This window comes from Pseudonocardia sp. N23, from assembly GCF_002583555.1.
Classification (GTDB): Bacteria; Actinomycetota; Actinomycetes; order Mycobacteriales; family Pseudonocardiaceae; genus Pseudonocardia.
In genome coordinates, this window is sequence record NZ_BEGX01000052.1 from 423,140 (window position 1) to 441,608 (window position 18,469).

Annotated in this window: 19 protein-coding genes; 2 read left to right on the plus strand and 17 right to left on the minus strand. The window is 74.9% G+C overall.

All coding sequences use genetic code 11. From position 1 onward, the window contains the following. Positions 1–7: 7 nt before the first annotated feature. From TOK_RS15520 to TOK_RS15540, 5 genes are all read right to left on the minus strand, one after another. Complete coding sequence (locus TOK_RS15520) at positions 8–718, minus strand: HAD family hydrolase (protein ID WP_098958538.1); 711 nt, start codon at positions 716–718, stop codon at positions 8–10. Next, the gene (gene tsaE / locus TOK_RS15525) at positions 715–1,182 is read right to left on the minus strand and encodes a tRNA (adenosine(37)-N6)-threonylcarbamoyltransferase complex ATPase subunit type 1 TsaE (RefSeq protein ID WP_098958539.1); all 468 of its coding nucleotides are present in this window, start codon (positions 1,180–1,182) and stop codon (positions 715–717) included. Before tsaE ends, TOK_RS15520 begins: the two co-directional genes overlap by 4 nt. Further along, positions 1,179–2,300: an alpha/beta fold hydrolase gene (locus tag TOK_RS15530; protein ID WP_253258401.1), complete on the minus strand. Its 1,122-nt coding sequence runs from the start codon at positions 2,298–2,300 to the stop codon at positions 1,179–1,181. Before TOK_RS15530 ends, tsaE begins: the two co-directional genes overlap by 4 nt. Continuing rightward, positions 2,297–3,481 (minus strand): alanine racemase, encoded by a 1,185-nt coding sequence (gene alr / locus TOK_RS15535; protein ID WP_253258402.1) that lies wholly within the window; start codon positions 3,479–3,481, stop codon positions 2,297–2,299. The genes TOK_RS15530 and alr overlap by 4 nt, the downstream gene beginning before the upstream one ends. A 102-nt stretch (positions 3,482–3,583) precedes the next feature. Beyond that, positions 3,584–4,114: a MarR family winged helix-turn-helix transcriptional regulator gene (locus tag TOK_RS15540; protein ID WP_098958541.1), complete on the minus strand. Its 531-nt coding sequence runs from the start codon at positions 4,112–4,114 to the stop codon at positions 3,584–3,586. Positions 4,115–4,215: 101 nt separating this feature from the next. Here TOK_RS15540 and TOK_RS15545 point away from each other — a divergent pair, with 101 nt between their 5' ends. Further along, complete coding sequence (locus TOK_RS15545; protein ID WP_098958542.1) at positions 4,216–4,869, plus strand: FMN-dependent NADH-azoreductase; 654 nt, start codon at positions 4,216–4,218, stop codon at positions 4,867–4,869. A 140-nt stretch (positions 4,870–5,009) separates the two neighbouring features. On the opposite strand, the gene TOK_RS15550 is transcribed toward TOK_RS15545, so the two are convergent. Beyond that, on the minus strand, positions 5,010–6,464 hold the full coding sequence (locus tag TOK_RS15550) for an NAD(P)H-hydrate epimerase (RefSeq protein ID WP_098958543.1): 1,455 nt from the start codon (positions 6,462–6,464) through the stop codon (positions 5,010–5,012). 28 nt (positions 6,465–6,492) lie between these two features. Next, the gene (locus tag TOK_RS15555) at positions 6,493–7,236 is read right to left on the minus strand and encodes a DUF4333 domain-containing protein (RefSeq protein WP_098958544.1); all 744 of its coding nucleotides are present in this window, start codon (positions 7,234–7,236) and stop codon (positions 6,493–6,495) included. 374 nt (positions 7,237–7,610) lie between these two features. Here TOK_RS15555 and TOK_RS15560 point away from each other — a divergent pair, with 374 nt between their 5' ends. Continuing rightward, entirely contained in the window at positions 7,611–8,441 is an 831-nt protein-coding gene (locus TOK_RS15560; protein ID WP_098958545.1) for a dienelactone hydrolase family protein, read from the plus strand. Positions 8,442–8,455: 14 nt separating this feature from the next. On the opposite strand, the gene TOK_RS15565 is transcribed toward TOK_RS15560, so the two are convergent. From TOK_RS15565 to eccCa, 10 genes are all read right to left on the minus strand, one after another. Then, entirely contained in the window at positions 8,456–8,950 is a 495-nt protein-coding gene (locus TOK_RS15565) for a WXG100 family type VII secretion target (protein WP_098958546.1), read from the minus strand. Then, positions 8,947–9,273 carry a hypothetical protein gene (locus TOK_RS15570; RefSeq protein WP_098958547.1) on the minus strand — a complete coding sequence of 109 codons (327 nt, stop codon included), beginning with the start codon at positions 9,271–9,273 and terminating at the stop codon, positions 8,947–8,949. The genes TOK_RS15565 and TOK_RS15570 overlap by 4 nt, the downstream gene beginning before the upstream one ends. Positions 9,274–9,374: 101 nt before the next feature. Then, on the minus strand, positions 9,375–10,712 hold the full coding sequence (gene glmM / locus TOK_RS15575; protein ID WP_098958548.1) for a phosphoglucosamine mutase: 1,338 nt from the start codon (positions 10,710–10,712) through the stop codon (positions 9,375–9,377). Between the two features lie 11 nt (positions 10,713–10,723). Beyond that, positions 10,724–11,344, minus strand: coding sequence for a 30S ribosomal protein S9 (gene rpsI / locus TOK_RS34110; protein WP_098958730.1), 621 nt, complete (start codon positions 11,342–11,344; stop codon positions 10,724–10,726). Between the two features lie 35 nt (positions 11,345–11,379). Then, on the minus strand, positions 11,380–11,823 hold the full coding sequence (rplM, locus tag TOK_RS15585) for a 50S ribosomal protein L13 (protein ID WP_098958549.1): 444 nt from the start codon (positions 11,821–11,823) through the stop codon (positions 11,380–11,382). A 213-nt stretch (positions 11,824–12,036) separates the two neighbouring features. Further along, complete coding sequence (locus tag TOK_RS15590; RefSeq protein WP_098958550.1) at positions 12,037–12,324, minus strand: WXG100 family type VII secretion target; 288 nt, start codon at positions 12,322–12,324, stop codon at positions 12,037–12,039. A gap of 11 nt (positions 12,325–12,335) precedes the next feature. Then, positions 12,336–12,647 (minus strand): WXG100 family type VII secretion target, encoded by a 312-nt coding sequence (locus tag TOK_RS15595; RefSeq protein ID WP_098958551.1) that lies wholly within the window; start codon positions 12,645–12,647, stop codon positions 12,336–12,338. A gap of 98 nt (positions 12,648–12,745) precedes the next feature. Then, positions 12,746–13,243 carry a GNAT family N-acetyltransferase gene (locus tag TOK_RS15600; protein ID WP_253258403.1) on the minus strand — a complete coding sequence of 166 codons (498 nt, stop codon included), beginning with the start codon at positions 13,241–13,243 and terminating at the stop codon, positions 12,746–12,748. 239 nt (positions 13,244–13,482) lie between these two features. Then, on the minus strand, positions 13,483–14,556 hold the full coding sequence (locus TOK_RS15605; RefSeq protein WP_098958553.1) for a type VII secretion-associated protein: 1,074 nt from the start codon (positions 14,554–14,556) through the stop codon (positions 13,483–13,485). After that, the gene (eccCa, locus tag TOK_RS15610; RefSeq protein WP_098958554.1) at positions 14,553–18,416 is read right to left on the minus strand and encodes a type VII secretion protein EccCa; all 3,864 of its coding nucleotides are present in this window, start codon (positions 18,414–18,416) and stop codon (positions 14,553–14,555) included. The genes TOK_RS15605 and eccCa overlap by 4 nt, the downstream gene beginning before the upstream one ends. Between the last annotated feature and the right edge of the window lie 53 nt (positions 18,417–18,469).

Consider the following 18,469-nt stretch of genomic DNA (forward strand, 5'->3'; position numbering starts at 1 on the left):
CCGTCGTTCACCAGCCGCGCACGACGTCCGGCAGCTCGGCGAGCCGCTGGATGACGGCGTCGGGCGAGACGTCGACAGGCACCTGCTGGTCGGGCGGGATCTCGCTGTGCGGCACCAGGACCGCTCGCATCCCGAGCGCCTTGGCCCCGCTGATGTCGTCGTAGGGACGGTCGCCGACGAACACGCATGCGGCCGGGTCGTCGACACCCACCGACGCCATCGCCGCCCGGAACGCCGACGGGTGCGGCTTGGTGAACGGCAGGTCGCTCGACCAGGTGCGGCCGTCGAACAGGTCGAGGACGCCGTCGCGGCGCAGCCAGTCGTCGTGCCAGTCGCCGGGCCACATCGTCGACGACAGGATGCCCAGCCGCAGGCTGTCGGCCTTGAGCGCGCGCAGCATCGGCGGGGCCTCGGGGTCGGTGTGGGTGGCCTGCACCCAGTGGTCGCGGTAGGCGGCCAACGCCTGGGCGTGCTCGTCGTCGCGGTGGTCGGCGGCGGCGTCGGCCAGGACGTCGGCGATGGTGAACGCCTTGGCGCCGTCACGGATGCCGGTCCAGCGGGCAGTGTCGGCGGCCGCGAGGGCGTCGGCCAGCTCCGCGGCCCGCGTCGCGTCGCCGGCGTGGCGCAGCTCGGCGTAGGCGCGCCAGCCCATGCGGAAGTCCATCGTGCGCCACGGGGTGAGGGTGCCGCCCCAGTCGAAGATGACCGCTCTGATCACGCGGGCGACACCCGCTGCACGGTGGCGACGCGCACGTCGTCGGGGCGCCGCTCCAGGCGCACCAGCACGTGCGACGACGACAGCCGCTCCGCCACGCCCTCGCCCCACTCGACGACGACGACGGCCGTCGTGAGGTCGGTGTCGAGGTCGAGGTCGTCGAGCTCGTCGGCGACGTCGATGCCCGACGAGCCGAGCCGGTAGGCGTCGACGTGCACCAGCGGCACCCCGGCGCCGCCCGGGGCGGGCCGGTGCTCGCGGGCGATGACGAACGTCGGTGAGGTGACCGCGCCGCTCACCCCGAGGCCCCGGGCGATGCCACGGGTCATGGCCGTCTTGCCGGCGCCGAGCGGCCCGGACAGCAGCACCAGGTCGCCCGCGCGCAGCTGGGCGGCCAGCGCCTCGCCGAGGGCCTCGGTGTCGGCCGGTGCGGGCAGCTCGTGCTCGGCCTCGAAGAGTGCGGTCATGCCCGCTTCCGCATCCGACGCACCGACCGTCCCGCCGCGACCCGCTTCGCCGCCGCGTCGATCAGCTCCACCAGTGCGGCGTCGAACTCTGCCGCCCGCTCCATCATCGGCATGTGCCCGACGCCGGACAGCCGCAGCAGCCGCGCGTCCGGCAGCTCGCCCGCGATCCGCTCGCTGTGGGAGTACGGGATCATCTTGTCGGCGTCCCCGGCCGCGACCAGCACCTCGCACCCCGCCAGCGCGGGCAGGGCGGCGATCCGGTCGTGCGTGCCGAGGGTGTCGACGAAGTCGGTGAGGGCGTCCACCGCGTTCGCTCCGATCATGGTGTCGACGAGGTCGACCAGCGCCGGGTCGACCGACCGGTCACCGTAGGCGTAGCTGCGGGTGATCGACCAGATGAGGTCGCCCGCCGCGCGCCGCACGCCCTCGACCAGCTTCGGCTGCACCCGGGCCAGCAGCCCGACGCCGCGCAGCAGCGGGTTGGTGCGCGACAGCAGCGTCGCGGACAGTCCCTGGGCGCCCATCTCACCCGCCGACGTCGACACCAGCGCCACACCCGCGACCCGTTCCGCGAACAGGTCCGGCCGCTGGTCGGCCAGCGCCATGACGGTCATGCCGCCCATCGAGTGCCCGACGAGCACCAGCGGGCCGTCGGGGGCGAGCGCGCGGATCACCGCGTCGAGGTCGTGGCCGAGCTGGTCGATCGTGCAGGTCTCCCGCGCCGCGCGCTCCGAGCGGCCGTGGCTGCGCTGGTCGTACATGACGATCCGCACGGCCGGGTGCCGCAGCGCGGTCAGCACCGGCAGCTGCAGCGACCAGGTCCGGCGGTCGAGGGCGAAGCCGTGCACCAGCACGACGGTCAGCACCGGGCGGACGTCGGCGGGCGGCTCGATCTCCTCGCACGACAGCCGGACCCCGTCGTCAGCGGTGACCGAGGACTTCTCGCTGCGCGGTGTCGCCTCGGCGGGCGGCGTCGCGGTCAGCTGGGCGGAGAGGCGGCGCCGGGCGGACGCGACCCGGTTGCGGCGCCGCGCCGCGACCCCGACCCCGACCGCGGCCCCCGCCGCGCCGGCGACCCCGCCGGCGATGCCGAGTGCCTGCCACACACCGGGTTTCACGCCGGGTCCCCCGCGGTGCCGGTCACGACGGTGCGGGTGACGCGGCGCGCCTGCACGCCGGTGACGACCTCGTAGTGGATGGTCCCCAGCTCGTCCGCCCATTCCTGGGCGGTCGGTCCGCCACCGTCCCCCGGACCGAACAGCACCGCCACGTCACCCTCCCGCACCTCGGGTTCGTCGTCCGGGCCGCAGTCGACGACGACCTGGTCCATGCACACCCGGCCGACCACCGGCAGCGACCGTCCCGCGAGCCACACCCGCATCCGGCCGCCGAAGTTCATGCGCCGCGGGACCCCGTCGCCGTAGCCGAGCGGGACCAGCGCGAGCGTCGTGTCCTGCGTCGTCGTGAACTCGTGCCCGTACGACACGCCCTCGCCGGCACGCACCCGCTTCACCATGACGACCCTGGCGCGCAATGTCATCGCCGGCCGCAGGGGGCTCTCGGCGACCGGCCGGTCGAACGGGTCGAGTCCGTACACCGCGATGCCGGGGCGGACCAGGTCGTAGTGCAGGTCCGGCCGCGCCATCGTGGCCGCGGAGTTGGCGAGATGGCGGATCGGTCGCAGCCCGCGCCCGCACGCGAGGCGCCACGCGGCGTCCAGGCGCGCCGCCTGGGCGTCGGTCACCGGGTGGTGGGCGACGTCGGCGAACGCCAGGTGCGACCACACCGCGACGACCTCGCACTGCCCCGACGCCGCCGCCTCGGCCGCCGCGTCGACCAGGTCCGGCCAGTCGTCCTCGGTGCTGCCGTTGCGGCTCAGGCCGGTGTCGACCTTCAGGTGCAGCCGCGCGGGCAGGCCCGCGCGGCGGGCGCCGTCGAGGACCCGGTCCAGGTGCGCGAGCGACGACACCGACAGGTCGACGCCCGCCGCCACCGCCGGGGCGAAGTCCTCACCGGGCAGGTGCAGCCACGACAGCACCGGGGCGTCGATCCCCGCCGCGCGCAGCGCGAGCGCCTCGTCGAGGGTGCACACCCCGAGCCACGTCGCGCCGGCCTCCAGGGCCGCTCCCGCGACGTCGGCCGCGCCGTGGCCGTAGCCGTCGGCCTTGACGACGACCATCGTCGCCGCCCCCGACTCCGCCGCCGACCGCGACAAGAGCCCGACGTTGTGCCGCACCGCCGCGAGATCGACGACCACCTCGGCACGCGGTCCGGGGTCGGTCGGTATCGGCTGCGCCACGTCCGCATCATCGCACCCGCACCCCCGCCCCGTCCGGGCGTTCGGCGCCGCCCCCGGCTCCGACGTGTGGCGGCGTGGCCACCGTCACCACGGGGCCGCCGGTCAGCAGTTCCCGGCGTCGGGGGCCGGGTGCGCCGCGCCGGCGCACCGGCCGTGGACGTGGGTGCGCAGCTGCTCGCCGATCTCACCGAGCGCCGCGATCTGGGTGGGGCCCAGCGGGTCGAGCACCAGGTGCCGGACGGCGGCCACGTGCCCAGGGGCCGCGTCGACCACCTTCTCCCAGCCGGCAGCGGTCAGGATCGCGACGGTGTAGCGGCCGTCGCCGGGGTCCGGTTCGCGCCGGACGAACCCCCGCTGCTCCAGCCGCTTGACGACGTTGGACAGCCGCGACAGCGAGCCGCCGGTCAGCTCGGCGAGCACGCTCATCCGCAGCGCCCGCTCCGGCGCCATGGAGAGCCGGCTGAGCGTCAGGTACTCGAACAGGTTGACGGCCGAGTCGTGCTGGAGCTGGGCGTCGAGCGCTGCGGGCAGCTGCAGGACGAGCTGGGCGACGGCGATCCACGCCTGCTGCTCGTCGTCGGAGAGCCAGCGCGGTGCGTCGTCGGCAGCCGTGTGGGTGGGGCGGGCGGCCATGTGACGGATCGTACGAGGTCGGCCTGCCACGCGAGTTGACTTCAAGCGTGAAGTCACGCACTCTAAGTTCAACATTGAAGTCGATACCGTGGGAGTTCCGCATGACCCTGTTCCGTCTCGACGCCAGCATCCGCACCGACGGGTCCGCCAGCCGCGAGATCGCCGACATCGTGGAAGCCGAATGGCTCACCGGCCACCCCGGCGACACCGTCGAGCGCCGCCACATCGGCGTCGACGTCCTGCCCGCCGACGCGTGGGCCGCCGCCGTCGGCGGCGCCATGACCCCCGCCGAGGACCGCACCGCCGAGCAGCGGGCCGCCGTCACGCTCGCCGCCACCCTCGTCGACGAGCTCGTCGCCGCCGACGCGGTCCTGCTCGCCGTCCCGCTCTACAACTTCGGGGTGTCCCAGCACGTCAAGACCTGGATGGACCTGGTGATCTCCGACCCGCGCGCCGGCGCCGGATCGGCCCCACTGCTCGCCGGCAAGCCCGTCGTGCTCTGCACCGTCCGGGGTGGGGCGTACGGAGGGGGGACACCCCGCGAGGGCTGGGACCACTCCACCGGCTACCTCCGGCGCATCCTCGCCGACGTCTGGGGTGCCGACCTCACCGTCGTCGAGCGGGAGTTCACCCTCGTCGGCGTCAACCCCGCACTCGACGACTTCACCGACCTGGCCGCCGACATGCACCAGGGCGCGCTCGCCTCGGCCCGCGAAGCGGGCAAGGCCCTCGCAGCGGCCCACGCGGCCGCCTGACCTGCCCGAGCACCCCGACCTGCCCCCTGACCCCGGAGCCCTGACCCCTCATCCGGCATCCCGCGCCCCGGCGTCCCGGCGTCCCGGCGTACCTGCCGCGCGTCACGTCGTCCGCCGGTCCCTCGTCCGCCGGTCCGTCGTCAGGTCGTCTCGTTCGCCGCGACGAGGGTCCGCAGCGCCGCCGGGACGTGCGTCTGGATCGCCGAGGCCGGGGCCGGGACACCCTGCGCGGCAAGGGACGCCGCCAACCCGTGGACGTGCGTCGCTGCCGCTCCCGCCCACACGGGGTCGCGGCCCGCGGCGAGCAGGGCACCGACGACGCCGGACAGCACGTCGCCGGACCCGGCCGTCGCCGCCCACGACTCCGCCGACGGATGCACGAAGACCGTGCCCGCCGGGTCGGCCACGACAGTCGCGTTCCCCTTGAGCAGCACCGTCACCCCGAGCTCGGCGGCGGCGCGGCGGGCGGCGGCGATCCGGTCGTCGCCCACCTCGCCCGCGACCCGGGCGAACTCCCGGTCGTGCGGGGTCACGATCAGCGGGCGTCCACGGACCGCCTCGCGCAGGTCGGCGTGCAACCCGAGCAACGTGATGGCATCGGCGTCGACGCACAGCGGCACGTCCTGGGCGATCACGGCGGCGAGCGCGTCGTGGCCGGCGTCGTCGGTGCCCAGGCCCGGGCCGACCGTCCACGCCTGGACCCGGCCCGCGTCGCCGAGCACGGCGGTCGCGACCACCTCGGGCCACCGCGCCCGGACCTCGTCGGCGGCCGATCCCGCGTAGCGGACCATCCCGCTCGTCGCCAGCACCGCGGCGCCGGTGGCCAGCACCGCGGCACCCGGATACGTCGACGATCCGGCCGCGATCCCGGTGACGCCCTGGGTGTACTTGTCGTCGGCCGGACCGGGCAACGGCCAGCCGGCGGCGACGTCGGCGTCGTCGAGGACGCGCGCGTGCGGCTCGGGCAACAGCGGTCCGAGCCCGATGTCGACGAGGCTCACCGACCCGCAGCGCGCCGCGGCCAGCACGTGCACCGGCTTGAGGGCCCCGAACGTCACCGTCTCGACGGCCGTCACGGCCGGACCCACGACGGCACCCGTGTCGGTGTCGACGCCGCTGGGCAGGTCGACGGCCACGACCGGGACCCCGGCCTCGGCGGCCGCGTCGACCAGCGCGGGCGCGGGATCACGCAGCGCGCCCCGCCCAGAGATACCGACGATCCCGTCGACGACGAGGTCCGCCCGGACGATCGACGCGATCGCGCCGTCCACGGTCACGACCCTGCCACCCGCCGCCCGCAACGCCGCCAGCCCGGCAGGATGCGCCCGGTCGGGCACGAGGAGCACCGCGGTGACCGCCACGCCCCGGCGGCGCAGCTCCGCGCCTGCCCACAGTGCGTCGCCACCGTTGTCCCCGGCGCCCACGAGCAGCACCACCCGCGCACCGGACACACGCCCCACCCGGTCGTCCAGGTTGCGCCTCAGATGTACGGCCAGCCCGAACGCCGCCCGGCGCATCAAGGTGCCCTCGGGAAGCCGGTCGATCAGGACCCGCTCGGTGTCGCGGACCTGCTGCGCGGTGAAGACGCCTCTCACACCACCGGAAACTAGTGCGTCGTGGGCGTCAGGTCTGCGGAATCCAGCTGAACTTGACCAGGCCCTGGTCCACCGCGGTGACCGTCACGTCGAACGCGACCTGCTCACCGGGCGCGACGACCGTGCACGTCGTCCGCGACCCCACCTGCGGCTGCAGGTCGTCGGTGCAGGTCGTGGACTGGATCGTCACGCCGGCCTGCTGGCCGATCTGCTCGGTCAGCGTCTTCTGCAGCAGGTCCTTCGACACCGGGCGGGCGACCAGCTCGACGTCGTAGCTGACGTTCGCGTCCTGCACCGAGGTCACGGTGACCTTCGCACCGACCGGCTGGCCGCCCGTGGTGAACGAGCACTCGATCGACTGCCCGTTCTGCGGCGCCAGCTCCGACGGGCAGGTCAGGTCGGAGGTCTGGACGTTCTGCTTCGCCAGGTCGGACGTCACCGACTTCGCGAGGACCGCGGGCACCAGCGCGCGTGCCTTGGGCTTCGCGGTGTAGTTGACGGTCGATCCGTCCACCGTGTCCACCGTGACGACGACGTCGACGGGCTGCCCGTCGGCCGTCGTGTACTGACAGGTGACGGACGCGCCCTTCTCGCCCTTGAGGTCCTCGGGGCAGGTCATGCTCTTCGCATCGACCTGCTGCTCCGAGAGCTTGGCCGTGACCGACTGCGCGAGGTCGTTCTTCGCGACCGTCACCCCGCACGCACTCAGGCCGAGGACCACGGCCGCCGCCGTGCCCGTCGCGGCGAGAATGCGGACCAGCCTGGACGTCATCGTGATCTCCTCGTCATCGCGGACCCCTCGGCCCGTCCCGGCGAGAACGGTAGAGATGATCAGCGCCGAGGTCAGGGGTACTGGCACCACCCTGACCGGGGGTGACCATCACGGTTCGGCGACGACCCCCGCCCGCGCCGACCCGCCGCCGAGTTCGACGAACGGGGCGGATCGGGTCGGGACAGTACTCGCCTTCCGCTCGGGGCCGGCCGGGCTGAGCAGGGCAGGCCCCCGGCGAGCTCGATGTGAGGTGCCTCCCGACGCCGGTGACAACGGTCCGAGGTCGAACCCGGTCGCTGCGGTGGCTCGGGGGTGACCCGGACGGGGCCCGCCCGGAGTGGGCGGGCGGTGATCGTCGGCGGTACCGTGCTGCGGTGACCCGGACCAGCACGTTCACCCGGCCCGAGCCGACGCGCGGCGCGAAGGATGCCGTCGCGCAGCTGTCGCGGCCGGGACCCAACACGGTGCTGCGGGGCGACCTCGGCCTCGTCGGCGTCCCGGGCGTCGTGTTCGCCCCCGCCGAGGGGCTGGGCCTGCCCGCGATCGCGTTCGGGCACGACTGGCTGCAGCCCGCCACCCGCTACACCGAGCTGCTGCGCCACCTCGCGTCGTGGGGATTCGTCGTGGCGGCGCCGTCGTCGCACCGCGGCGCGCTCGCCAGCCACGCCCGCTTCTCCGCCGACCTGCGCACCGCGCTCGACACCTGCGCCGGGGTCCGTCTCGGTGACGGGCACATCAGCGTCGACAGCCGCCGGATGGCGTTCGCCGGGCACGGCATCGGCGGTGGGGCCGCGCTGCTCGCCGCGGCCACCCACCCCAGGGCTGCGGCCGTCGTCACGCTCGCTCCCTCGCAGACCAAGCCGTCGGCCGTCGAGGCGGCGCGCGCCATCTCGGTGCCGACGCTGCACGTCGTCGCCGGTCAGGACACCGTCGCCCCACCCGGCGGGCACGCCGAGCCCATCATGCAGGCCGCCGGCGGTCCCGTGACGATGCGGACGCTGCCCAAGGCCGGGCACACCGCCTTCCTCGAGGGCATGCACTGGAGTGACCTGCTGCTGGCCACCAACAAGGACGGCAGGTCGCGGCGCCTGGCCACCGCGCTCATGACCGCGTTCCTGCTCCATCACCTGTGCGACGAGGACCGCGTGGACGTCCTGGTCGACGGGAAGGTCCCCGGCACCGAGCTGCTGGTCCACACCCCCTGACCCGACCGGCCCGGTCAGCGGGCGGGCGGATCGGGCAACGTCGCGATCCGCATCCCGGTCCCGGGCAGCACGCGACGTCCCTCGGTCCCGCCCAGCAGTGGTCCGGCCAGCAGGGGCCCGACCGGCAGGGCTCCGGCCGCGGGATCGGGGACCGTCCGGGCAGGTTCGACACCCTCGCGGAGGGCGTGCTGTCCGACGAGGGCCGCACTCTGCTGCAGGGCGCTCTCCTGCACGGCACGGGCCGCGCTGTCCTCTGCGGCCCGGGCGGTGCGCGTCGCGAGATCGGCGGCGTCGTCGGCGTGCCGGTCGAGGTCACGACGCACCAGGTCCGCGCGGTCGACCCAGCCGGCTCCACCCGGGTCCTGCCAGTCGGCGGCGACGTCGGCGACGAGCGCCCGCACCGACGTGAGCGCCTCCCGCAGCTCGCCGGCGTAGCTCCCGAGGAGCCTGGCGGCCTCGTCGAGCTGCTCGGTGGTCGCACCGGGATCCGCCGACTCCGGCGCCGTCACGACACGCCGTCCCGCACCCCTCGACCTGCGAGGGCGTCGGTGATCGGCGACCTGCCCCCGCCTCCCGAGGCGAACTGGAGCACGACGTCGCGCTGCGCCCGGTCGACCTCCTCCGCAGCGTGCGCGGCGGCCCGCAGCTCGGCCGCGAGCGCGCCGAGACGCCCGGCGACCCGGCGGACGCCGCCGACGATCCGCTCGAGCTCCGCGCGCCCGCTCGTTCGTCCCGGCACGTCCGGCCGACGCCCGACCAGGGTGTCGGCGAGCACCTCGGCGCGGCGCGCGAGCGCCCGCAGCCGGTCGGGATCGAGGTGGACCTCAGCCATGCCGCGGATCGTCGCCCGCCGAGGACCGTCGCGGGCCGGAACGGCGGAAACCGGATGCGCCCGGAAACGCGCGTCCCGGGGACCGGCCCCGGGACGCGGCCTCAGGACGCGGCTGCGACGACCTCGGCCAGGCTCGTCGCGGTCCGCTGCGCGGTCTCCGACGTCGGCGCCTCGACCATCACGCGCACGAGCTGCTCGGTACCCGAGGGGCGCAGCAGCACCCGCCCGGTGTCACCGAGTGCCGCCTCGGCCTCCGAGACGGCCACGCGCACGGCCTCGGACGCGGCGACGGTGGCCTTGTCGCCGACCGGGACGTTGATCAGCACCTGCGGCAGCGACGTCATGACGCCGGCCAGGTCGGCCAGCGACGACCCCGTCCGGACCATGCGCGCCATCAACCGCATCGCGGTGAGCAGCCCGTCACCGGTGGTGGCGTGCCGGGGCAGCACGACGTGACCCGACTGCTCGCCGCCCAGGCTGTAGCCGCCCTTGCGCAGGTCCTCCAGGACGTAGCGGTCTCCGACGCCAGTGGTGCGCAGCGTGATGCCCTGCTCGCGCATGGCCAGGTGCAGCCCGAGGTTGCTCATGACGGTCGCGACGAGGGTGTCGTCGACCAGCTCGCCCGCGTCGCGCATCGCGACGGCGAGGACGGCCATGATGTGGTCCCCGTCGACGTCGGCGCCGCGCGCGTCGACGGCCAGGCAGCGGTCGGCGTCGCCGTCGTGGGCGATGCCCAGGTCGGCGCCGTGCGCGACGACGGCCTCCCGCAGCGGGCCGAGGTGGGTCGAGCCCACACCGTCGTTGATGTTGAGGCCGTCGGGGGCGGCGTTGAGCGCGATGACGTCGGCGCCCGCCTTGGCGTACGCCTCCGGTGCCGCCTCGGACGCGGCGCCGTGGGCACAGTCGACGACGACGCGCAGCCCGGCCAGCGAGACCGGGGTGGCGGCGACGAGGTGCGCGCCGTAGCGGGCGATCGCGTCCGGCAGGCTGCGGACGCGGCCGACCGCGGCACCGGTCGGTCGGATCGCCGGCTGGGTGAGCCCCGCCTCGATCTCCAGCTCGACCTCGTCGGGCAGCTTCTGCCCGCCCGCGGCGAACAGCTTGATGCCGTTGTCGGGCATCGGGTTGTGCGACGCGGAGATCATGACGCCGAGATCGGCGCCCTGCTCCGCGACCAGGTACGCGACCGCCGGCGTGGGCAGAACACCGACGAGCACGGCGTCGGCGCCCGCGGACGTGAGTCCCGCGACGACCGCGGCCTCGAGCATCTCACCGCTGGCCCGGGGATCCCGGCCCACGACGGCGACCGGCCGGTGCGACCGGTCGTGGGCGGCGAGGACACGGGCGGCCGAGGCCGAAACAGCCACGGCGAGCTCCGGAGTGAGGAGCTCGCCGTTGGCCAGGCCCCGGACGCCGTCGGTTCCGAAGAGACGACGCATCCGGGTTCGTATCAGCGCTTGCTGTACTGAGGCGCCTTACGGGCCTTCTTGAGGCCGTACTTCTTGCGCTCGGTGGCACGGGCGTCACGGGTGAGGAAGCCGGCCTTCTTGAGCGGCGGGCGGTCCTCGATGTCGACCTCGATCAGCGCACGCGCGATCGCGAGTCGCAGCGCACCGGCCTGGCCGGAGATGCCGCCACCGTGGAGGTTGGCGAAGATGTCGAAGCGCTCGTTCTTGTCGACCGTGACGAGCGGCTCCCGGATGAGCTGCTGGTGCAGCTTGTTCGGGAAGTAGACCTCGAGCGGCTTGCCGTTCAGGGTGAACTGGCCCGAGCCGCTGACGAGGCGGACGCGGACGACGGCCTCCTTGCGGCGGCCGACGGTCTGGATGGGCCGGTCGATCAGGACGGCCGGGGTCTCCGCGGTGAAGTCGTCGTCCGCGGCGAAGTCGTCATCGGCGGCGAAGTCGTCGGCGACGGCCTCCTCGACGGCGACGTCCTCGGCAACGGCCTCGACAGCGGTCTCGTCGGCAGCGGTCTCGTCGACGGCAGCCTCGTCGGCTGCGGTCTCCTCGACGGCGGTCTCCTCGGCGGCGACGGTCTCGTCGACGCCCTCGGACTCAGGGCTGGTCACGTGCTGTCCCTCTTCGTTGCTCGGGTCGGCGGAGGTCACTGCGCGACCTGGGTGATCTCGAAGGCCTGCGGCTTCTGCGCGCTGTGCGGGTGCGACGGCCCGGCGTAGACCTTCAGCTTCTTGGCCATCGCACGGCCCAGGCGGTTCTTGGGAAGCATGCCCTTGATGGCCTTCTCGACCAGCCGGTCCGGGTGCTTCTCGATCATCTCGCCGACCGAGCGCTGCTTGAGGCCGCCCGGGAAGCCGGAGTGGCGGTACACGAACTTGTCGGCACGCTTGTTGCCGGAGACGGCGATCTTCTCCGCGTTGATGATGATGACGAAGTCGCCCGTGTCCATGTGCGGCGCGTACGTCGGCTTGTGCTTGCCCCGCAGCAACGTCGCAGCGTGCGTGGCGAGCCGACCGAGGACGACGTCGTTGGCGTCGATCACGTGCCAGGCGCGCGTGATCTCGCCGGGCTTCGGGCTGTACGTGGACACGGATGTACCTCGTCGTTCTCGGCTCGGGATGCCTGTCGTCGCTGGGTGCGGCTGACCTGAGGGCTACCCCGGGGGGCGAGCGCACCGCTCCTGATCCGGAACGGCGGCGGCTCGCCCGCCGCACATCGAAGGTCGAGGGTACCCGCCGCCTTCGAGGCGGGTCAAAACGCCCCCCTCCCCGCTGTGCGACGGGTCCCCCGGAGATGTCACGACTCATTGCCAGCGGCGGGCGTTCGCCTGCTCGACCTGCTGATAGTTGTCGTTGGCGGCGCCGAGCGCCACCCCGATCCGGCTCAGGACCGCGGCCAGGTCGGCCGCCGCGGTGTCCCACTGCCGCTGCCGCGCCCGGTAGTCGGTCGCGGCCTGCCCGTCCCACGTCGCGGCGAGCGGCGCGAGGAACCTCTTGAGCTCGTCGAGCGTCGCGGTGATGCGCTGTGCGGTGCTCGCCACGTTCTGCTGGGCGGCGCCCAGCTCACCGAAGGCGACCTTGATCTCCGACATCGTCGTCCCCCTCAGCCCAGTGCCGCCCGGATCGCGGACAGGCCTGCGGCCTGCTCGTCCTCCTGGCGCTGGTAGGCCGCGGCCGAGCCCTGCACGGCCGATCCGATCGCCTGCAGCGCCTCGCCGAGCTTGCGTGCGTCGGCGTCCCAGCGGGCCATCAGCCCGGTGAACGCCGACGCCGCCTCTCCGCGCCACGCCCCCGCGAGCGGCATCAGACCGTTGCGCAGGGCCGAGAGGTCGGCCTGCACCTGGTCGTTCACCTCCAGGACGTGCCGTCCGGCCCGCTGCATCTCCGCGGTACTGGTCCCGTACCCACCTGACATGTGTGCACCCTTTCCTTCCGTCGGGTGCCCACCGTCGCAGGACCGCCGTCGTGCCCGTGGCGCTTCGGCGGAACCGTTCGCCACGGTGAACGGCGGCGTCAGGAGGGGCGGCGCGCGGGGTGCAGGTCGAGGCCGAAGTACCGGCTCGACGGCATGTCGGCGTAGTACCCGAACCCGTCGACCGGCGTGTAGCCCTCGGTCTCGTAGAGCGCGATCGCCTCCGGCTGCCGGATGCCTGTCTCGAGCACGATCCGGGTGTACCCGGCCGCGCGGGCGCGGTCCTCGGCGGCGTGCAGCAGCAACCGGGCCAGGCCGCGCCTGCGTCGGTTCGCACGGACGTAGAGGCGCTTCATCTCCGCAGCACCCGGCTCCGCGGCGGCACGTATCGCGACCGACCCCACCGCGACGCCGCCGCACGAGCCGACCAGTACGAAACCGCACGGCAGCCGGAACTCGTCCGGGTCGACGGGCGTCCGGTCGCGGTCGCCGTAGCGCACGACGTACTCGCCCTGCACCTCCTCGACGAGCTCCGCGACGACCGCGTCGGTGTAGTCGTGTACCCGCACCTGCAGCGGGACGGTGTCGTGACGTTCCACGACGCCCATCCTGCGCGCCCGCCCGCCGGGAGCCCACGCCGTCGCCGACTTCGACACATGACCGGTTCCGACGGCCGCCGGCAGCCCCTGTCGGACCGGCCCGGAGCGGACGTCAGCGGCGGCGCCCCCGCACCCACCGCCGAGCTCGGCACCGGACTGGTGTCGACGACTTCTGCAGCATTCCTGTGTCGAACTCGGCGCGGGGAGGAAAGGCACCAGGGGGAACCACGACGGGCGTCTCAGGCGGGGGTGACCGACGCCACTACCTCCGCACACGCCGCCAGCAACGAGGCCGAGGCCACCGGCCCGTGCCGGCAGCCGACGCTGAGCTGCGCGGTGCCGTCGAGCACGACGGTCCAGTCGACGCGCCCGTCGACGGTTGTCTGCCGGTAGGTGTGGACGTCCCGCTCACCGGCCCGACCCGGCGCGAAGCCGTCCAGCCGGCCGCCCGCGGCGACGGAGTCGTCGTAGCGGGCGCGCAGGTCCGCGGCGGCCCGTGCCGGTTCGAGCGTCGCGTCGTAGGCGAGGTCGGTGCGTTCGACCGCCATGAGCTCGACCCCGTCCGGCGCCGCGGCCGGGGTGACGAGGGTCCGTCGCCGCTCGGGCAGCCCGCCGGTGTGCGCCCAGCCGGCGGGCAACACGAACCGGTAGCCGTACTGCACGAGCGACTCGGGTCCCGTGTCGTCGGCGTGCCGCGACAGGGTGGGAACGACGCCCGCGGTGCCGACGCCCAGCACCGCCACCGCCACGACCGCGGCGGCCACGACGGATGCGCGTCGGCGCCGCGGGACCGGCAGCAGCCGGCCGGGAACGTCCACGGCGGAGTCGGCAGACGGTGCCGCGACCGCGACCGCGCCGAGAACGGCCGCGGAGTCCGGCCCGGCAGGCACGCGCACGGGCGGGAGGTCCGCGGAGTCGAGCAGCGCGGCGAGCCGCGGGTCGCGGGCGCGTCCACCGACGAGGACGACCTCCCCGACGGGATGCTCCCGCGCAAGCCCCACGACCTGCGCGCACATCTCCCCGAGTGCCACCTGCCGCGTCGCGACCACTCGCCCACCGTCCACGACGGACACCTCGACGCGCGACGCCCCGGCGTCGACGACGAGCCGCCGCGGCGCCCCCGAGACCGCCACCCCGACCGGGGTCCCGCCGGGACCGACCACCGTCGGCGCCACGGGCCGGGCGAACAGCAGCACGACGGCCGCCTCGGCGGTGACGTACCCGGGCAGCTCGGCGACGAGCCGGGGCTTCGGGTCGGCGACGGCCACCCGCGTCGTCGCCGTCCCGGGGTGCACCGCGACGCGCAGGCTCACGCGTCGGGCTCCGGGGCGAGCCAGGCGAGCTGAACACGCCGGGCGCCGCGGCGGCGGTCGACGAGCATCGCCCGCCCGGGCGGCATCGGCGCGGGCTTCACGGTGTCGACGAGCGCGCCCTCCTCGGGGCTGCCGTTCATCACGAGACCGGGCGAGCCCAGCTCGCGCAGCCGGCCGAGGACCGGGTCGTACAACGCTCGCCCGGCACCACCGCACCGCCGGGCGACGACGACGTGCAGGCCGACGTCCTTGGCCTGCGGCAGGAACTCGGCCAGCGGCAGCAGCGGGTGCGGCGCACCGGCTCCGGTGGGCGCGACGAGGTCGTAGTCGTCGACGAGCAGCCACACGTCGGGGCCGGTCCACCAGCTCCGCCCGCGCAGCTCCCGCGCGGTGACGGCGGGGCCGGGGAGCCTGCGGCGCAACGAGTCCGCGATGTCGCGAACAGCGGCGGCGATCGCGTCGGGGGTGCTGGGCGCGGCGAGCAGGTGGCCGTCTCCGACGGCGCCGAGCAGACCGCGGCGGGGGTCGACGACGACGATGCGCGCCTGGTCCGGGGTGTGGGTCCCGGCGATCTCGGCCGCGAGCAGCCGCAGCAGTGCGGTCTTGCCACTCTCGGCGTCGGCGAAGCACAGCAGGTGCGGCTCGGCGGCCGGGTCGATGTCGACGAGCGCGAGCCCGTCCTCGTCGAGGCCGATCCGCAGCCGGCCGGACCCGCCGGCCGGCAGGTCGTCGCGGTCGACGCAGGCGGGCAGGGTCCGGACCGACGGCATCCCCGGTGCGGCACACCCGTCCGCGAGGGACGCGACGAGTGCGGCGGTGTCCCGCCCGGACGTCCACGGCGCGGCGACGATCGCGGCGGCGCCGTCGGGGGCGAGACAGTGCCCGGGCCGGGTGGGGACGGTCGCGGCCCGGCGACGGTCCACTTCGGACTCGCCTGGCTCCCCGAGCCGCAGCTCGACCCGGGTGCCGAGCAGCTCCTTGACGGCGGGCCGCAGCTCGCTCCACCGGCCCGCACCGACGACGAGGTGCACGCCGTAGCCGAGGCCCTGGGCGGCGACGCCCTGCAGCCGGGCCTCGACGTCCTCGAACTCGGTGCGCAGCGCGAGCACGCCGTCGACGACGAGCAGCACGTCGGTGGCGGGCTCGTCGGCGAAGCCGCCGGCGGCGCGGCGGGCCCGGAACGCCTCGACGGAGGTGAGTCCGGCGTCGCGGAACAGCCGTTCGCGGCGGGCGACGAGCCCGGCGACCTCGGCGACGGTGCGCCGCACCAGGTCCGGGTCGCCGCGGTCGGCGACGGTGCCGACGTGCGGGAGCCCGCCGAGCTGCGCGAGGGTGCCGCCGCCGAGGTCGACGGCGTGCACGCCCAGCTCGGCCGGGGTGTGGGTGCGGGCGAGCGCGAGAACGAGCGTCGCGAGCGCGGTCGACTTCCCGGACCGGGGCCCGCCGACCACGACGACGTTGCCGGCCGCACCGGACAGGTCGACGACGAGCGGCTCCCGTCGTTGCTGGTAGGGACGGTCGACGACGCCGATCGCGGCCCACGGAGCCGACGGCGCCGGGCCGGTCGGCGGTCCGAGCTCGTCGAGGGGCGGGGGCTGGGCCAGCGGCGGCAGCCACACCCGGTGGGCGGCGGGTCCGAGCCCTGCCGCGGCCGAGATGAACCCGTCGAGAACGGTCACGCCGGGATCCGGGCCCGAGCCGTCGGGAGGCGGGTCGTCGAGGACGGGTTCCGCGACGGTCGCGGCCGTGAACAGCATCGGCCGGCGTGCCGGACCGGCGCCCGCGGCGGGCACGTCCGCGGGCGCCCCAGACACGTACGACGAGCGGAACCGGACCAGCTCACCGGTGCCGTCGGAGAGGAACGCCGCGCCCGGCACCGGCGGCAGCAGGTGTGCGTCGGGGACGCCGAGGACCGCACGGGACTCGGCGGCGGAGAAGGTGCGCAACGCGATCCGGTACGACAGGTGGGACTCGAGCCCCCGCAGCCTGCCCTCCTCGAGCCGTTGCGACGCGAGCAGGAGGTGCAGCCCCAGTGAGCGGCCGAGGCGTCCGACCATGACCATCAGGTCGATCAGCTCGGGCCGCTGCGCGAGCAGCTCGGAGAACTCGTCGACGACGACCAGCAGTGCGGGCAGCGGCGGCAGGTCCGGGCGCTCGGCGCGGACCGCGGCGTACTCGGCGACACCGGTGAGGTTCCCTGCGGCGCGCAGCAGCTCCTGGCGACGGGTGATCTCGCCGGCCAGCGCGTCGGCCATCCGGTCGACCAGCGTCAGCTCGTCGGCGAGGTTCGTGATCACCGCCGACACGTGCGGCAATGCCGACAGCCCGAGGAACGTCGGGCCGCCCTTGAAGTCGACGAGCACGAGGTTGAGGTCGGCCGGGTCGTGCGTCGCGGCGAGGCCCAGGACGAGCGTGCGCAACAGCTCGGACTTTCCCGAACCGGTCGCGCCGACGCACAGCCCGTGCGGGCCCGAGCCGCCCTGCGCCGACTCCTTCAGGTCGAGCAGGAGCGGGCGGCCGTGCTCGTCGACACCCAGCGGCACACGCAGACGGTCGGCCGGCGTGCGCCGCCACCGCGCACGGACGGCCACCAGGTCGGCCGCCGCGGGCCGGCCGGGGACGCCGAGCAGCGCGGGAAGGTCCTGCGCCGCGACGGGAACGCCGTCGTCGGCGACGACCGCACCCGAGGGGCGGAACCGGGCGAGCCGCCGCGCGAGGGCAGCCGCCTCGGCGACGTCGAGCGAGTCGGGGACCCCGACGGGGGTGATCGTGCCGTCGGGCGCGACGCGCCCGAGCCTGCCGGCGGCCACGGCGAGGCGCACCACCGACGGCGCCGCCCGCCGCCCGGGTGGGGCGCCGACACGCAGCACCGTCACCCCGGCGGCGCCTGCCCACGGGCCGGGCCCCTCGACCCCGTCGACGACGACCAGCACGTGCGGCTCGGCCGGGCCCGGCCCGGGTGGGCGGGCCGCGACGTCGGCGGCGAGGAGCCTGCGGAGCTCATCGGGATCCGACGTGACCAGCCGGCAGGGGCCCAGTGCGTCGACGGTTCCCGTGCGGGCGTTGTGCGGCAGCCACTTCGCCCAGTCCCAGGGTGCCGGGTCGGCGGCCAGTACCGCGACGACTGCGGCGTCGGGGCCGTGCCACAGCGCGAACTGGGCCACGATCGCGCGGGCCAGGCTCCGGGCCGGTCCGGGATCGGCCCCGACGCGTTCGAGCCAGACAGTCGCTCCGGCACGCATGTCGAGGGCGACGGGCAGGTCGGGCACGACGGAGTGCCTGCCGAGGAAGCGGCGCAACGCCGCCGCGGTGACGGGCTCGATGCCGTCGAGGGGGCCGGTCTCGGGCGCGGTGAGCCGCGTCGCCAGCCGCTGGACCCCGAGCGCGACGCGGACCTGGCCGAAGTCGGGGTCGGAGACGCCGCGTTCCCAGTGCCTCCCGGCGGCGACGACGTCCGCCCACGCCGTCGGATCGGGGTGGACGGCGAGCAGTGCCGCACGCTGGGCCGCCGACACGGCGACGACCCTGTCGCGCTGCACGCCGAGGTAGCGCAGGTAGTCGCGGCGGTCCTCGTCGAGGCCCGCGGTCCGGGCGGCACCGCTCTGGCCGCCGTTGCCGGACACCAGCATCGCCACGCTCGACAGCGCCATCATGCCGCCGAACATCCACATCGACGGGTTGCTCGACGCGAGCAGGACGACCATCACGATCGACGCCACGATCATCCCGATCGGCAGCACCTTCGCGAGCAGCCCGCCGGGGACGACGCGTTCGAGCTCCGGCGGCGGCTCCAGCACCAGTTCGCCACCCGGCATCGGCAGCGGTGTGCGGCGGGTCCGCGGCTTCCCGATCGTGCCCACGCGCCGTCCTTCCGCGGCGGTGTCGCTCAGGTGCGAACGATCTGCCGCCTGCT

Bases quoted from the DNA above. Each gene is read 5' to 3' on its own strand.
- tsaE (WP_098958539.1), bottom strand. From the start codon at position 1,182: ATGACCGCACTCTTCGAGGCCGAGCACGAGCTGCCCGCACCGGCCGAC.
- TOK_RS15540 (WP_098958541.1), bottom strand. From the start codon at position 4,114: ATGGCCGCCCGCCCCACCCACACGGCTGCCGACGACGCACCGCGCTGG.
- TOK_RS15545 (WP_098958542.1), top strand. From the start codon at position 4,216: ATGACCCTGTTCCGTCTCGACGCCAGCATCCGCACCGACGGGTCCGCC.
- TOK_RS15555 (WP_098958544.1), bottom strand. From the start codon at position 7,236: ATGACGTCCAGGCTGGTCCGCATTCTCGCCGCGACGGGCACGGCGGCG.
- TOK_RS15570 (WP_098958547.1), bottom strand. From the start codon at position 9,273: ATGGCTGAGGTCCACCTCGATCCCGACCGGCTGCGGGCGCTCGCGCGC.
- glmM (WP_098958548.1), bottom strand. From the start codon at position 10,712: ATGCGTCGTCTCTTCGGAACCGACGGCGTCCGGGGCCTGGCCAACGGC.
- TOK_RS15590 (WP_098958550.1), bottom strand. From the start codon at position 12,324: ATGTCGGAGATCAAGGTCGCCTTCGGTGAGCTGGGCGCCGCCCAGCAG.
- TOK_RS15595 (WP_098958551.1), bottom strand. From the start codon at position 12,647: ATGTCAGGTGGGTACGGGACCAGTACCGCGGAGATGCAGCGGGCCGGA.